General features: G+C 46.1%; 10 protein-coding genes. 1 reads left to right on the top strand and 9 read right to left on the bottom strand.

The window, feature by feature from the left end; translation table 11 throughout:
* Nucleotides 1–136: 136 nt before the first annotated feature.
* The 9 genes from K429_RS0100280 to K429_RS0100320 all read right to left on the bottom strand — a co-directional run bounded on the left by K429_RS0100280 (nt 137) and on the right by K429_RS0100320 (nt 14,939).
* Nucleotides 137–1,369 carry an exo-beta-N-acetylmuramidase NamZ domain-containing protein gene (locus K429_RS0100280; RefSeq protein WP_022209844.1) on the bottom strand — a complete coding sequence of 411 codons (1,233 nt, stop codon included), beginning with the start codon at nt 1,367–1,369 and terminating at the stop codon, nt 137–139.
* Nucleotides 1,370–1,420: 51 nt separating this feature from the next.
* Nucleotides 1,421–3,295 (bottom strand): MFS transporter, encoded by a 1,875-nt coding sequence (locus K429_RS0100285; RefSeq protein WP_007210722.1) that lies wholly within the window; start codon nt 3,293–3,295, stop codon nt 1,421–1,423.
* 19 nt (nt 3,296–3,314) lie between these two features.
* Nucleotides 3,315–4,679, bottom strand: coding sequence for a SpoIID/LytB domain-containing protein (locus tag K429_RS0100290; RefSeq protein ID WP_025725685.1), 1,365 nt, complete (start codon nt 4,677–4,679; stop codon nt 3,315–3,317).
* A gap of 34 nt (nt 4,680–4,713) precedes the next feature.
* Complete coding sequence (locus K429_RS0100295) at nt 4,714–5,646, bottom strand: DUF4922 domain-containing protein (RefSeq protein ID WP_022209847.1); 933 nt, start codon at nt 5,644–5,646, stop codon at nt 4,714–4,716.
* Nucleotides 5,647–5,792: 146 nt separating this feature from the next.
* Nucleotides 5,793–7,256 carry a glycosyltransferase family A protein gene (locus K429_RS0100300; RefSeq protein WP_025725686.1) on the bottom strand — a complete coding sequence of 488 codons (1,464 nt, stop codon included), beginning with the start codon at nt 7,254–7,256 and terminating at the stop codon, nt 5,793–5,795.
* A 32-nt stretch (nt 7,257–7,288) separates the two neighbouring features.
* Nucleotides 7,289–9,148, bottom strand: coding sequence for a PQQ-binding-like beta-propeller repeat protein (locus K429_RS0100305; RefSeq protein WP_025725687.1), 1,860 nt, complete (start codon nt 9,146–9,148; stop codon nt 7,289–7,291).
* A 14-nt stretch (nt 9,149–9,162) separates the two neighbouring features.
* Complete coding sequence (locus K429_RS28335) at nt 9,163–12,267, bottom strand: xanthan lyase (RefSeq protein WP_044096257.1); 3,105 nt, start codon at nt 12,265–12,267, stop codon at nt 9,163–9,165.
* A 22-nt stretch (nt 12,268–12,289) separates the two neighbouring features.
* The gene (locus K429_RS0100315; RefSeq protein WP_007210716.1) at nt 12,290–13,738 is read right to left on the bottom strand and encodes a sodium:solute symporter; all 1,449 of its coding nucleotides are present in this window, start codon (nt 13,736–13,738) and stop codon (nt 12,290–12,292) included.
* A 34-nt stretch (nt 13,739–13,772) separates the two neighbouring features.
* Nucleotides 13,773–14,939, bottom strand: coding sequence for an exo-beta-N-acetylmuramidase NamZ domain-containing protein (locus K429_RS0100320; RefSeq protein ID WP_025725688.1), 1,167 nt, complete (start codon nt 14,937–14,939; stop codon nt 13,773–13,775).
* 179 nt (nt 14,940–15,118) lie between these two features.
* Between K429_RS0100320 and K429_RS0100325 the strand changes: the two genes are divergently transcribed.
* The gene (locus K429_RS0100325; protein WP_025725689.1) at nt 15,119–16,225 is read left to right on the top strand and encodes a family 10 glycosylhydrolase; all 1,107 of its coding nucleotides are present in this window, start codon (nt 15,119–15,121) and stop codon (nt 16,223–16,225) included.
* The last annotated feature ends 66 nt before the right edge of the window (nt 16,226–16,291 follow it).

Genomic DNA, 16,291 nt, shown 5'->3' on the forward strand with positions numbered 1-16,291 from the left:
GGTCTCTCCTGTGATGAGAAGCGTATCTCACCTCTCATGATATGGGCTTCTCATGACCCATGACATACGTATCTCATGAGGGGTGACATACATATGTCTTTATGACTTTTTCAGTGTAAGAAGCGTTTATTGTTCCCTACTTGTATAGGTAATACTTCTTAGACAATCGTCGGAAGTCTTCAGCATCTTTATACCAATAGTCGCGCACATCTTCCCAGCGGTTGCGCTGTGAGAATCGCTTGCGTATCTCTTCCGAGCCGCTTACCATGTCGAACATACGAAAACGTCCCTTGTCGGCATGCTCAAATACGGCACGGTCAGGATAGAGCGCCGCGATCTCCTGCATCACCAGGAACTGGATGTCGCTCAGCGGAGCTTTCTGCACATCCATGATGTGTACCTGTACGCCTTGCAGCAATTCACCCTTACCTACGGAGTAGAAGGGTTTCAGATACATCGGCCTGAATACAACACCCGGCACATTCAATGCGTTCAGGTTTCCCGCCAGTTTTTCTGCTTCTACCCATTGTGCGGCAAACATCTGGAACGGTATCGTATAGCCTACCCCGATGGACATGTATCCCAGTTCACCCAGAATACCACTTACCGGATAGAATATAGCCGAGTGCGGATGAGGAATATGCGGAGAAGAGGGTACCCATTGCAACCCTGTCTGTACATAGTCCATCTTGCGTTTCCAGCCTTTCATCTTCACAACGTGCAGGTTACATTGTGCTGCCATCATCTTCTCTCCGTTCAGCATCAATGCCAGCTCACCGCAAGTCAGTCCGTAAAGGTACGGAATCTTGAACTGACTGACAAAAGAAATGCAATCATCTTCTACCAGATTGCCTTCTATCTTGAGTCCGCCTACCGGATTGGGGCGATCCAATACAATAAATTCTTTACCGTTTTCGGCCGCAGCTTCCATAGCCAGCCCCATTGTACTGATATAGGTGAATGAGCGGCAACCGATATCCTGGATATCGTAGACCAATACGTCAATGTCTTTCAGCATCTCTGGCGTAGCCTTGCGGGTTTTGCCGTATAGGGAATATACGGGCAATCCGGTGGTGGCGTCTTTGATGTCCGTCACGTGGTCGCCGGCATGTACGTCGCCACGAACCCCGTGCTCCGGACCGAAGAGGGCAACCAGATTTACGTTCGGTGCTTCATGCAGAATGTCAATGGTGGATTTCATCTGATTATCCACTCCGGTGGGGTTGGTAATCAGACCTATGCGTTTGCCTTCCAGGCACTTGAAATTCTGGTCTTTCAGGACTTCGATGCCTGTCTTTATTCTTATCTTTTGTGCCTGCGATGTACCACAGAGCACACAGAGCAGGCAAAGGAGAATGTATTTCTTCATGATTTATAATTTATGATTTCTTGCTTATCACTTACCGCTTATCACTTTTTATCACTCTTCTTTCTTCCTTCCGAAGCTCGGATCTATCTTGATGAACGCACATACTCCGATGGTAGCGGCGCAACAGATAATGGTCCATACGAAGAAGTGTCGGTAACCGATGGTTTCCTGTAACCATCCGGCAGCCATTCCGGGTAACATCATTCCCAGTGCCATGAATCCTGTGCAGATGGCGTAATGGGCAGTTTTGTGCTCGCCTTCCGAGAAATAAATCAGATACAGCATATAAGCTGTGAAGCCGAAACCATAGCCGAACTGTTCGATGAAGATACAGATGTTGACTGTCAGCAACGAGTGATCCTGTGCATAACTCAGATAGATGAATGTCAGACAGGTGAGGGACATACTCCATGCCATTGGCCATAACCACTTCTTCAATCCGCCCCGTGCAGCAACAAGACCGCCAATGATACCGCCAATTGTCAGTCCGATGATACCGATAGTACCATAGACGAAACCAACTTGTCCGGTAGTCAGCCCCAGTCCGCCTTTGTCTATTGGGTCCAGAAGGAAAGGATTGATGAGCTTCACGAGCTGTGCTTCCGGCAGACGGTAGAGCAACATAAAGAGGATAGCGACTCCTGCCTGTGGTTTGGTGAAAAAGCTCTTGAAAGTATCGAAGAATTCCTTCATCAGATTCTGGGCGGTAACGTCTTTCGACGGACGGTCGGATGCGGGTTTCGGCAATATCCAGTTGTGGTAAATACTTACCGCAAAGAAGAATCCGGACAGTACGATGAATACTATCAACCAGGCAAACGGAATGTTACCGGATGCACCTTCGAAGGTAGCGGAAGTCTCGTTCTTAATCTTATGATCTATTCTGAACAGTAGGTAAGCAGGCTTGTCCCAGTTCTCGGCAGTGAATTCGAACCGGGTGGAAAGGCTGTTCTGTTCCAGTTTGATACTTTGGTCACCGTCTTTGAAGGTGACATTCAATATCTTGGTTTCATCGGCAGATGGTTGCTTGGACAGACGTACGCCTACTATGGCAACGTTATCAACAGCACCTTCGGCTACTTCGCGCTTCTCGCCGAAAGTTTCACGTACCCATGCGGTGAAAGTGCTCTCCTTTTTCTCTGCTTTTACGGTGGCATCGCCTTCTTTGGCTTCCTCGGCCGGAACGAAGTGGTTGGCTATGTTGGATGCTTTGACCGCTTTTTCCAATTCGGCAATCCGTGTCTTTATATCTACCGAATCATTATCAGCGGTAGCGGTGACACCTGCTTGTACTATCGGAGAGGTATATACGAAATAGGCTTCTTTTTGTGTGTCGATATTCGTATCCTCAAAGTCGGGTAAGGTCAGGGTGTTAGTGTAAGAGGGTGAGACTTGAACTTGCAGCATGGCAGGTTCGAGACCGGTTCCGGTTTCAATCAATCCCGCAATGATGACCAGCAAGCCTTGTCCGGCTACCGTGGCAATACGGTAAAATGTACTTCGGATGCCCACGTAGAGCGATTGTTCATGCTCCGTCAGGGCGTGCATATAGAATCCATCCGCCGCAATGTCATGAGTTGCGGAGGTGAAGCCCACTATCCAGAATACTGCCAGTGTCAATTGGAAGAAGAAGGGAGTGGGGATGGAAAATGCAATGCCTGCCAATGCAAAGGCAAGGATGTATTGCATGACGACGGTCCACCACCGTTTAGTCTTGATCAAGTCGACAAATGGACTCCAGAAAGGCTTGATTACCCATGGCAGGTAGAGCCAACCGGTGTAGAGAGCGATATCCGTGTTGGATATTCCCAAACGCTTGTACATGATGACGGAAATGGTCATCACGGCTACGTAGGGCAAACCTTGTGCAAAGTACAGGGTAGGTATCCATGCCCACGGACTGGTTTTCTTGGTAGATTGTTTCATGGTATTTTCTTATTTCTGTTTACTCATATAGCTTCTCGATATTTGCGCCTATGTAATAGTGCAGCAGTATTGCGTCATACTTATAGCCTTGTTCGCCCATAACGGCAGCACCGATCTGGCATAGTCCTACACCGTGCCCCCAGCCTGCTCCGGTGAGGATGAAACGGGCGGGGATACCTTCGGGAGAGACGTCTTCCTTATCTACTACGAATGCGGAACTGTACAGATGGGAAGTGGACAGCGTGCGACGTATTTCCAGTTCTTTGCCAATGGTGAGTGTCTTCTTGGTTCCTACGATTTTCAGTTTCCAGAGGCGACCTGAAGTTCCACGGGCAATAGGGACAAGATCAATGATTTGCCCGTAATCGATACCGGAGCGTTTCAGGATCAGTGCAGAAAGTTCTTCTTGGGTGTAAATTACTTTCCAGCGATAGAAGTCGGTGGTTTCCTGGTCATAGTTATTCAATACCTGTGAGAGGACTTTCTTGTCTGTGGTGTTGCAGAAAGCGGGTGGAGAAGTACGTATCCATGTCTCGGCTTCTTGCTCGTCGGTCAGATCTGGTAATCCGCTACCGGATAAGGTGTTTTCGAAACTCAAGTCATTGAATTTGGAACTGAAGATACGGAAATCCCGTTGTTTCAGGAGATAGGGATACTTCACATCTTCCCAGCAATACTGGAATTCTTCGAATGCACCGCCACAGCATTTAGAGAAGCGGGCATCGCATATCTTACCGTCGGATGTCAATACTTGTCCGCGGGTGGCAGCGATGGCTTGCTTTACGATTTCGGTGGAGGCGCGGGTAATGCCTTGGTAACGCTGGCAATGGTCGTCTGCACAGACGTCGAAACGGGTGTGGTCTTCACGGTCGTACCAACGGATTAACTCTTCATCTGTTTGGGTGAAAGCGGAATACTCTGTCTGGGTTTCCGTAATCTCCTTGTTCTTATGAATCTGAGCCAAAAGCCAACTTCGTGAAATTACTGCATGTGCCTCCAGCAGCTCTAATGAAGCCGTTGCGCTCATTTCACTGGAGATTACGCTGGTCAGGTAATCTTCTACGTGAATGACGTTGATGCCTGTCAGCTTCTTGTTCTCCACAATAATCTTCAGAGAACCCAGGAAGCGCTGGTCTTCTTTACGCTCCCAGTGGAAGTTGATGCCGATGGTGACATCGAGCAGTTCGAAAGCGTCGGTGGCTTCGTTTACAGGTTCAAATAGAAGTTCGTCATAAAGGCGTCCGTTCCACAGTATCCTGCCTTCGTTGTAGGTCACAACCTGCTTACCACTGATTTCCATACCGTTGATGCGGTACGGATTCAGCAGGATAAACTCTATTTGCGGCTCGAACAATATGCCTACGTGTACTTTGGGCTCTTTCATATTATCTTATTAATTATAAGGATACTCTGTTTTATTATATCTTCTCTTTAATACGCTGACGCACCCGATGGAAGTCTTCGGCAGAAAGTGATACCTCACTCAGGATCTGGGCTATATCTTCTGCTGTGATCTTGAGAAAGTCTTTTTCGACCGGTGTAATAAACACTCCGCCGAGATCTACGGATGCCGGACTGCTCAATAAATTGGCATCTCCTTCGGCTGTATAGCAAGCTGGGCGGTGCTTCTCACGTGGAAATACGCATACGATCCATTTCTCATCTTCGTACCATGCCAATACATTCATCATTGGTTCGTCATCTCCCGGCTTGATGTCCAGTGAGTGATAAATGATATCGAACAGGGCGGCAGCATGTTTCTTATTGGCTGCTTCGATGACCAATGTCGCACGGGGAGCGTCATTCAAGTACCAGAGGGTAGCTTCACCGTGATCGGCCACTTTGCCTGCTACCTGTCCGTGCCAGTCCTTTTCAATAGGCATGAAACCTTTGTTGCCTGCCTGGAAGTGAGCATGGTCGGGGGCGGATGCACCGCATTTGGGACCATTATAGAATATTGTGTAATCCGTCAACGCCTGTGCCAATGCCAGCATATCCTTGAAACGGACGGCTATGCGCTGGTTCACGTGTGCCACTTCCGGTATCGTCAGGTGGCGAGGAAAGATAGGGAACGGATTGACCAGGATATTATAATGTCCTTCGAACGGAATTCCTTTCTGTGCCGGCGGTAAATTGGCCGGGCAGAGAAAACATTTGCGTTCCTTGATGGACTGGGCATCTACTTTAGCTCCCGAAGAAACGATACGTGCAGGATTGAACTGTACCTTATACGGAATACCGTTTACATCGAGTTCCTTCACTTGCACACCCGAAAGGGCGGCGTAGTTGTTACGAGCCGTTTCCCAGGAGGCAAGTTGCTCGGTAAGCAGATTGTTTATGGTTTGGTTCATATTGAATGCTGTAACTGGTTACTTATTAGTGTGTTGCATAACACTTGCGTTTCATGTGAGGGACACTTGCGTTACATTTGTAGCACACAAGCATTTCATCTGAGAAACACTTGTGTGGTACAAGTGCGGAAAACGCATGGAGTGTTTTATCTTCTCTTATTCTTCGCCACGCGTGCCTGGAGTTCCCAGGTACGGATGCGGTCTTTATACAGATTATGACCATTCATTTTCACGATATCCAGTGAAGCATCCGAGTTGTCATCCCATCGGCGGCACAAGTAAACTACGTCATATACACGGCCGATCTGGTATTGGCGGGAGAAGTTTAATCCCAGTGCATAGTCTTCACCATAGCTGGTATTCGGAACTTTCACTTCACGCAGCACCGGTGTATAGAAAGCACGAGGAGCCCCCAAACCATTGATGCGGAGTGCATTGTTGCGTCCGTTTTCGGGTGTCCATTCTTTGTGGTCGATAATACCCGGAGCAATCATATTCATATTGAAGTCCGTCATCATATAAGTACCTACCACCATGGCGCAATTCTGTTCATAGAAAGCACGAACCATAGTGGTCAGTGTATTTTCATCGCTGTACACGTCGTCACTGTCCAATTGTACAGCGAACTTACCACACTTGGGATGATGCACACCCATGTTCCAGCAACCGCCAATACCCAGGTCATTGCGTTCGGGGATGATATGGATGAGGCGTTCGTCGTTCTTGAATTCGTCAATAGCTTCTGTGGTCCCATCCGTAGAGTGGTTGTCGATGATAATCAGGTTGAACTTAAAGTCGGTCTTCTGCTTCAATACCGAATGAATAGCATCACGGATGGTGCGGATACGGTTGCGTACGGGGATGATAACCGAAGCTTCATATTCGAAGTTGCCTGCTGAAAATTCTATTTGTTTGAATTCTGGTGCCAAATAGCCACCGATTTCTTTCAGATGCTCGGTACAAGCCTGTTCCATTTCAATCTGGCGGTCACGGTTTCTGGGATCCACGTAATCGAATATCTTCTCACCACTCTTGCGGGTATCGTCTTCAATTTCGCTGTACAGATACTCATTGATGTGTACCAGACTTTCGTTCTGGCTTACTTTCAGGCGAAGGTCATAAAGCCCGGCGAATTTATATTTGTCTTCATTCATGCGGGCAGCGGCCTCCTTGAATGCATCTGTGCGGAATAACAGCACGGAACCGAAGTCGAAATCATCGCGCAATGAGCCGAATTGATAATCGATCACCGGGGCATTGGTTTGCTTGCCTTCCTTTACCTGGTAGCGGTCAGCATATACCATGCCTGCACCGCTGTCTTCAGCAATGTGTATCATACGCTCCAGGGCGAATAAACCCAGTTCGAGCGTCGTATATTTTGTATAGATCAGCGTATATTCTGCATCGCTATGTCCGGCTATGTCTCTTATGGCCGCACTGGACTGGATGGATTGCATGTGCAGGGTACTACATCCGGGCAGGTTTTCTGTAACGTCCGGTAGGGCGAGCAGATAAATGTTATTCACTAAGCCGGTTTCTTGCAGGCCTTTTACTGTCTTTTCCGCTTGTGCAGCTCCTGAAAAAGGAACGAAGCAATTGATTTTATTCATAATGTCCTATATTGCTTTTAATTATTAATTCTTTAATTCTTAACTCGTAGCAGTCCCACTTCGCCACTGGTAGCGGTGAACAATACCTGTCGTCCGTTCAGTGGCACTACGGTACTGATCAGTGAGTTACCTATCTTATGTTTCCACAAGACTTTACCGGTTTGGGCTTCCAAAGCAAAGATCAGTCCTTCCTTGGTACTGCCGAACATTACGCCTCCTTTTTCCACTTGCATGGAGGGTGCATGTTCGTATCCGAAACCGACGTTGCTTGCCCATAATTCACGGGGTTGATCTCCTTGTGTGGCATAGCAGACAATACTGTCGTTCATGGTCTTGCTGAATACACGCGTTCCATCTTCCGACAGGCCAATCGTTTCACGTACCATAGACTGGAAAGTGCGCCACACTGTTTCTCCGTTTTCTATATTGATAGCCGTCATGGCACGTTGTGGGTCGGTGATAAATACTTTGCCTTCTGCGGCTACCGGCCATACGGCTGCGGGTGAGAAGTGCATGCGCGTTAAACCGCCTGTCCACTTCCATAATTCCTTGCCGTCTGCCTTATTCAATGCATAGAGGGTATTGTCCCAGGCACCGAAGATCACCTTGTCGGCTGTTACCAGTGGTTTGGTTTCAGTGTATCCTTTCACACCGGTATATGCCCAGATTACTTTACCTGTATGGATATCAATAGCACGGAAAGTAGAATCGCTGGCACCGATGTAGGCAATTCCATTTTCAATGGTTACCGCACCCAGTACCGGGGCTTTTGCTTTTACAGTCCACAGCAGTTTTCCGTCTTTACTGTTCAGACCGTAGATGTTACGGTCGGCAGAACCGAATACGACTATACCATCTGCCGCAGCCGGAGTACCTACAATGCGCTTACCGGACTGGAAATTCCATAGTTTCTTTCCATTCTTCAAGGCGTAGCAAGTCAGGTAACCCATATCGTCTCCGACGAACACTTTGTCTTTTTCTATTGCAGGCGAACAATAGATACCTGCACCGGTTTGCACTACCCACTGTTCTTTCACATTCGGGTATTCTGTGTTGACTGAAAAGTCGGGGTATTTCTCTGCTTTTCCATTACGATCATAATAGGGCTGAGTCAGCGAGAAAGCAGCCCATTGCTTTTTCGGTTCGCCGATGCGTTGCGTGTAGACGAGGATCGAATCTTTCGTTATATCATAGATGCCATATCCCGGTTTTCCATCTTTATCACGCAGGTTGCTGCGCATCAAAATACCCGGAATACCATCATAACGCAAATCCCGGTTACGGTGATAGTGCCCGCCGATGAACAGACGAATGTTATAGGGGCGCACTGCATCTGTTACTTCATACCAGTTATCGACATCTCCATCCAGTAACGGATAGTGTGTGACAAGTATAACCGGTTTATCTTTTCCAAACTTATCCATTTCTTCCGTCATCCAACGGATGTCCTGCGGAACGACATGTCCGTAAGCCATACGCATCAACGGCCCGGAGTTGAAACCCAGAAACAGGATGCCTTTATGCTCGAATTCAAAGCGTTCGCCGCCGAAAATCTCACCGAAGGCAGTACAACCGGAGTCGCTCCATTTGGTTTCATGGTTACCGAGGATCACGTAATACTTCGCTTTCAGTAAATCCAATGTCTCTTTGACTTTCAGCATAGTGGCACGGTCGCCCTCTTCGGTGATGTCGCCCGTAACCAAAACAAAGTCGATACTGTCTATCGCATTTATTTGCGCGACGGAACGTAGTAAGTCTTCCGTCGGGTTGGGGTTGTTGGGGCTGAAATGGATGTCCGTAATTTGCGCAAAACGGAATGTGCCATGTTGTGCCTGTACCGCGAACGGTAGCAGGCACCCCAACAGGAACATTATAAAAAGTCTTCGCTTCATAGATGATGATTGGTTTAATTAAAAAATGTTAAGATAGCGCGCATCAACGCTTCTCTTTCAGAGGCGGTGCGCAATGCTTCGAACGGGAAGCCCAGTATGCAGGTTTTGTAGTCGCCTTTGTAAGCTACTCCGGCGCTCAGATTGTTTTCCGAATAGCGCATTATGGTGTATGCATCTTTTGTTGCCGGTTCGATGGCATCCGGTGATTCTACCACATAACTGTCTGCATTCAGTTCATTATGGTATGTATAGTTGCCTGAAAGGGCGGGGAACGGTGAAGCTACACATTTCACCTTACCCTCTGTAGCTGCCTGCCCCACGCGCCATTTATATTTCAGGACTTCTGTTGCAAATTTCTTATCGGCCTCCTGTGCCGGGGCAAGGCGATTGTCCCAAAGGTCGGTTCCTACATAAGCACCCGAGACGAAGATATTTCCGCCTTGTCCGCAATATGCGGTGATAGCTTCCTGCATGGGTTGACTGAATGTTTTGAACTCTAACGGCTTCACACCGCCACGTCCCATTTTGGTCTGACATTCTTTACCTAATATCAGGTCTACATACTTATAGTCGTTCAGGTTCATTGTTTTATTTTCCACACTTTCATCGCTGCAAGATATGAAAGAATATCCGGCTTTCAAAATGGCGGCTCCATGAATAGCGGGATAATCGAATGTGTTTCCGGCGATTACTTTATCTTCGTAATTGCCATAGCTGTCGCCGAAGCCGGAAGCATCGTCGTCCATCCATGGAATGGAACGGCGGTATTCTTTCATCTTACCAATGTAGCTGATATCTTTCAGATAAGGTACGCCGTGGTCCAGATCATCTAAGAAACCGGCAAGTAAAGTATCTCCGGGAACAGGTGCGACAAAATCTGCCGGAGCACTGATGCGGTCGAAGCCGTTTACTATCAGCACGATATCTGAGTGATTAGCGTTTGTCTGCTTATCACTCATCGCTAATCGCTTATAACTATTAAACGCACGTCCTGCTGAGAGTATTTCGGACGGGAAACTTTCTCCGCCCTTGTTGACGGCAGTTACTTTATAACTGCATACCATGCCGGCAGGGAGGGCGGTGCGATAGGTATTCTTATCTACCAACACGCCATTATCGAAATCGCCATCTCCGATACGGGTATAAACTATATATTTTTCAGCATTTGCTGTTGGCTCCAGTGGGTCGGCTACGGGTTGCCAGGTCAGTTCTATTTCATTCTCGCCTACCATTTTCAATGCCATATTGTCGACAGGCAACGGCTGAACGATATAGTCCATGTGGTATTGCGAGCAAATGAATTGCAGCATACCTTTATAGATTGCACGGCTTACCGTAAAACGGAAGCGTGGATCTAAACCATAACGCATGTCTGCAAAGTTCTGGTGAGAAAGTAATTCCAGCAACATAGTGGGGACACGGGGCACACGTGCTTCGTAGTAGGATTGGTTCCACATACCGCGACGTGTCCAATCCGGTTCGTATAGGCTGCGGATATCCCGTACGATATTTGACTGAATCAGGTCTGTCATGTCGTGTGCCAGATAGCGGGATGCTCCGTTGGCGTATTCTTCATTGTAAACGTTGGTATAGTAGATACCCAGTGTTCCGATGATGGAATCGTTTAGCGTAGTTCCTGCATCTGAATGGAAGGCGAAAGCCATATCTACCGGGATATTCAGTCCTTGTTCTGTCGGGTTAACCGTAGAACCACCGGCAAGGTAATTCACCCAGATACCACGACATTTGTAATCATCCGTATAGTCATTCTTACCTTGGCTGTCGGAATAAACACTGTCCGGAATACCCGCCCATTGAAGCCAGTAGCGTGCTGCCTCGCAGAAACGGGGATAACCGCTTATCTCATATGGGTAATCTATCTTCGGCATTTCTTTATGCACTATGGCAGCATTGCCATCCGAACTTTTAATATTCTCTGTGGCACCTGCATCAGAGATACGGCGGGCCATATTTCCCATACCACCTCCGATTTTTACGGCATCAGCGGTAACGATACGTCCGGCTTTCTCAGAACGATTGCTTAAAACAACTTTGCCGGCATTGCTTTTTCCGGCATCAAAACCAAATGTACCTAGATAAATCCAAGTGCCGCCACCCATCTGTTGGTTCACTTTGAATTGGGAGACTCCTCCTTTGTGATAAACGGTGTAAAGGGCATCATCCGTACTGTTTGGCAATGATTTATAGGATACATAAACGGCGTACTGTCCGGTTGACGGGAGTTCAGGAATCCATTCGGCAGTACTTTCTTTCTCCTTCTTACCTTTCACTGTCTCAACAGTACGGAAAGTTCCTTCACGGAATGGGTTCTCAAAATTGATATATTGATCGCGCAGATGGGCGAAACCTTCACCGGTACCTTGCATCCAGTTCTTATCGCCTATCTTTTCTGTATAAACGGAGCGCGAGTGAAGGCAACCGTCATTGTCTACGACAACTTCTGCTATTTGGCTATCCCGTTCACGGGGCATCAGCACATTAGCTCCTGCATTCTCTAACATGGGAACCAGGAAAGGCAGTACATAACTTTGCGTATATAAATCCTCCACCGTCTGGAAGATGCGGGCGCGTTGCCATTCCCAGCGTGTCAGTTTGGGCTCATAATAGAAGCCATGACTCTGCCACAAAGCAATGTGACGGTTCTTTAGTCCATTTGTAGGGGTATAGGGGGTAGAAAGGGCCGTTACTAAAGGTTTTGTCCCGGCAGGATTGAATGTTTTGGCTTTTTTGTCCTTTTTGCTGCGTAGTGCTTGGGGGATTAATTCTTCAATGCTACGCTTATTCGTGCGGATTTGCAGGTTGTATTTTGAAAACTCTGCCGGAAGCAGTGCCTGTACACCTTGATAAATCTCTGTCACATTATCTTCCCGGAAAGGAATATATGCGCAGTTCATATTAGCGAACAACTGTAAAGTGTTTCCTTCAACGGCGACAGAGTCAATCCGGATGCGCCCTACGGAAACCTCTTTCCGTGCGGTTGCGTCCAGAAACTTACCGATTTCCTGGCGGACATCCGTCGGAAGCTCTTGCGCGCCTCCCGTTTGGGGGATCAGGGAGGCGGTGAGCAAAGTGAACAAAAAATGAAGTCTTACATTCATGGATGATGTATTAAGTTAATTATTAGTTCTTATCTTTTCTGATCAACAGGCAGAGTCCGATAAACGTGAACAGAGCGTTGAATATCAGCAGTTCGTAGCTGAACTGATACCCATTGAACCAGGCTTCCGAATTCTTTTGCAGGATGAAGCAAAGGATAGGGGAGAGGATGGCTACCAATGGGATATATTTGTCGCGAACCTGTTGTTTCATGAATATACCGAATGCGAATAATCCGAGAATGGGGCCGTATGTGTAACTTGCCAGTATATATACGGCATCGATTACACTTGTGTTATTCAATAGGTTGAATACGAATATCGTGATACCCATAATTACAGCCATACCGATATGTACCCGCTTGCGTATCTTTACGATTTCTTCTTCCGTCCTGCCTTTTGTCCCGAGGATATCCACTGTAAAGGAAGTTGTTAAAGCTGTCAGTGCTGAGCCGGCAGCGGAATAAGCCGAAGAAATAAGTCCAATGATAAACAAGATACCTACAATCGCAGGGAAGTAGTTACCGGTGGCTATCAACGGGAAGAGTTCATCGCTCTTTTCTACCTGAATGCCTTGGTTACCAGCGAAGATGTAAAGCAATACTCCCAGCATCAGGAACAACAAAATAACGAAGAACTGTGATATAACACTCGTAATCATATTTTTCTGTGAATCTTTGAAGTTCTTGCAGCTGAGGTTACGTTGCATCATGTCCTGATCCAGCCCTGTCATGGCAATCATAGTGAATGCCCCGGCAAAGAATTGTTTGAAGAAATATTGTTTACTGTTTACATCGTCAAAGAAGAAAATGCGTGACATGTCACTATCGGCTATTGTACTGATCATGCTGCTAAGCGACAGATTGAGATCGGAAGCAATATAACTGATGCAGAGAACTACGGATACCACCAGGCAGAATGTTTTGAGTGAATCTGTCCAGATCAGAGATTTTACTCCACCCCGGAACGTATAGAGCCATACTAATGCTACGGTAATGGCCACATTCAAAATAAATGGTAATCCAAACGGTTCGAATACCAGCAGTTGAAGTGTCAGACATACGAGGAACAAACGTACCGCGGCTCCCAGCATCTTAGAGATGAAGAAGAACCATGCGCCTGTCCGATAGGAAGACATACCAAAACGATTTTCCAGATATTCATAGATGGATACCAGGTTCATCCGGTAGAACAGTGGCGTCAATACGAATGCTATGATGAACTGTCCCGCAACAAATCCCAATACCATTTGCAGGTAACCGAAACTACTGGCAGCCACCATACCCGGTACTGATACATACGTCACTCCGGAGATGCTGGACCCAATCATGGCAAATGCCACAACATACCAGGCCGATTTACGGTTACCGACGAAGAAACCTTCATTGTCGGCTTTTCTGCCGGCTATATAAGATATAGTGAACAAGATCACGAAATAAGCGGCAATAGTAATGATGACAGATATCGGGCTCATAAGGTTGATTTATGATTTATAATAGTACATGAACTTATTCTTCGTAAAGCAGATATGGTTTACGTTGCACCTTGAATTTCTCAACGTCATCTTTCCACATAGCTCTAATTTCATCGGCACTTTTTCCTTCTTTTATCATTTTCCGTACATAATCCCTTCCTACCAGCAATTCAAAGAATGGACGGAAGAAATGATCATCCAGATTCAGATTACGATATGCATCGATGACATAAGATAAATCTACACCTCGTTTCCAGATTTCTTCATCACTCATATTGCTTAGGTCTACTCCATGGCACAGTTTATTCAGCTGCGGCGGATTCTTTGCTCCGGGAATACTTCTTGGGGTGAAACTGTAGCTATATCCGGTCATATTGGGATGTCCATAAACCTGAAATGGGAGTGAAGTTCCTCTACCCAAGCTGACGGGAGTTGCCTCAAAAAAGCATGTAGCCGGATATAGATATATCGACTTCATGTTCGGTAAGTTAGGAGATGGGGGAATTGGCAGCTGATATTTAGTCTGATGTGTATAATTCTTGCATTTGATCACTGCCAGATCACATTTGCGTGAACCAGACAACCAACCTTCTCCATTAATCATTAATGCAAGTTCCCCTAATGTCATTCCGTGTACAATAGGAATCGGCAACCATCCCACACCTGATTTATATTTCATATCCAGAATCGGTCCATCTACATAATGCCCATTCGGATTAGGACGGTCTAATAACAAAACTTTCTTGTTATATTCCGCACAGACATCCATTAGCCGGCACATCGTTATGTAATAGGTGTAAAAACGTAATCCTACGTCCTGTATATCTACTATCAGAATATCAAATTTTTGCATTGAAGCCTTACTTGGCTTTTTGTCCTTCCCTTCATAAAGAGAAAGAATTGGCACCCCTGTTTTAGAGTCTACTGAGCTGGATACGTGCTCGCCTGCATCTGCATTTCCACGGAAACCATGTTCGGGCGAGAAGATGGCAACTACATTGAATTTGTTTTCTAAAAGAACATCCAATAGATGTTTATCCCCTATCATTCCTGTATGATTAGAGAAAATGGCAATCCGTTTATCCTTTAGGATGGGAAAATACTCGGAAGTTTGTTCGTCACCCAAAATAATCCGGTCTGTTTGTGCCTGACACCAGAAGGTACTACACAATAAAAAGATCAGTAGCAGAAGTTTCTTCATAATAGTATTATTGTTAAGGGGGATATTCGTAGCAACAAAGATAGATTTTATTTTAATATCAAAAACACTTATTTTGTTATTTTTAGCATTATAATTAATAATTTGCAAATAATCAGATATTCACCTTATTTATATAGAAGATATATTATCTTTGCTGTGAACCAAAAAAAATCATCATCATGAAATTTACTTATTTATGTGCAGCATTTGCGTGCATTTTCAGTTTGGCTGTTCAGCCGTTATCAGCCGGTAAAAAAAAGAAAGTTCAAAACCAGGAACAAAAGGTTGCTTTGGGAGTCTGGGACGATGTGGATAAAGGTGCCACGGTGGAGTCTCTGATTCTCTGGATGAAGCCTTTCGATGAGGCCGGTATCAAGAATTATTATATGTGTGGCTCACCGGAAGAAGTGGCGCGTTATATTGAGGCTGCCAAGTCCTATCAGGGTGCAAAAGTGCATGCGTGGATGTTCACTGTGAATGCTCCCGGGGATTCTGCGGCGTTGGCGCATCCCGAATGGTTTGATGTGAACCGGATAGGTTATAACAGTCATGAATATGACCCTTATGTAAAGCATTATAAATGGCTGAGTCCTTCTGTGCCTGAGGCCCGACGGTATATGAAAGATAAAGCGGCTTCTTATGCAGCTTTGGAAGGACTGACTTCTGTACATCTGGATTTTATTCGCTATAATGATGCGGTACTGGGGCGACGCCTGCAACAGCATAAATTTAAGATTCAGCAAGATACCTATCGTGCTGAATATGATTTTGGCTATCATCCGGTGGCAATAGAAAAATTTAAGAAACTGTTCGGTTACTCCCCGTTAGATTTGCAGGCTCCGTGGATGAGTCCGGAATGGTTGCAGTTCCGTTTGAATGAGGTCACTTCTTTAGTGAATGAGATTGTAGAAGCGACTCATTCTGAAGGCAAACTGGTTTCAGCGGCTGTTTTCCCTTATCCTACCCGTGCCCGCATGACAGTTTATCAAGACTGGCCTACCTGGAAAATAGATATTGTATGCCCGATGAATTATCAGTCGTTTTATTCGGAAAGCCTTGAATGGATACCGTTTAGTATAAAAAACGGTTTGCGCGAAACTTTCCATAAGAATAAGTATGTATCCGGTTTATTTGTTCCCGATATTACGGCTGAAGAGCTATATACAGCTGCAAAACTATCTATCGAAGCAGGAGCGGACGGCGTGAATTTCTTTAATGCACGTTCTTTGCTGAAGGATGGAAAGTTGCAAGTGGTCAGCAGGATTAATCAGGAATATAACTTGTAATTACCATTGGAACAGATTCATCACTAAACAATTTTATAGTACGGGGTCCTGTAGTAAGGCGTTCAA

Origin of the sequence: Bacteroides sp. 14(A) (genome assembly GCF_000526555.1) — a bacterium.
GTDB lineage: Bacteria > Bacteroidota > Bacteroidia > Bacteroidales > Bacteroidaceae > Bacteroides > Bacteroides cellulosilyticus.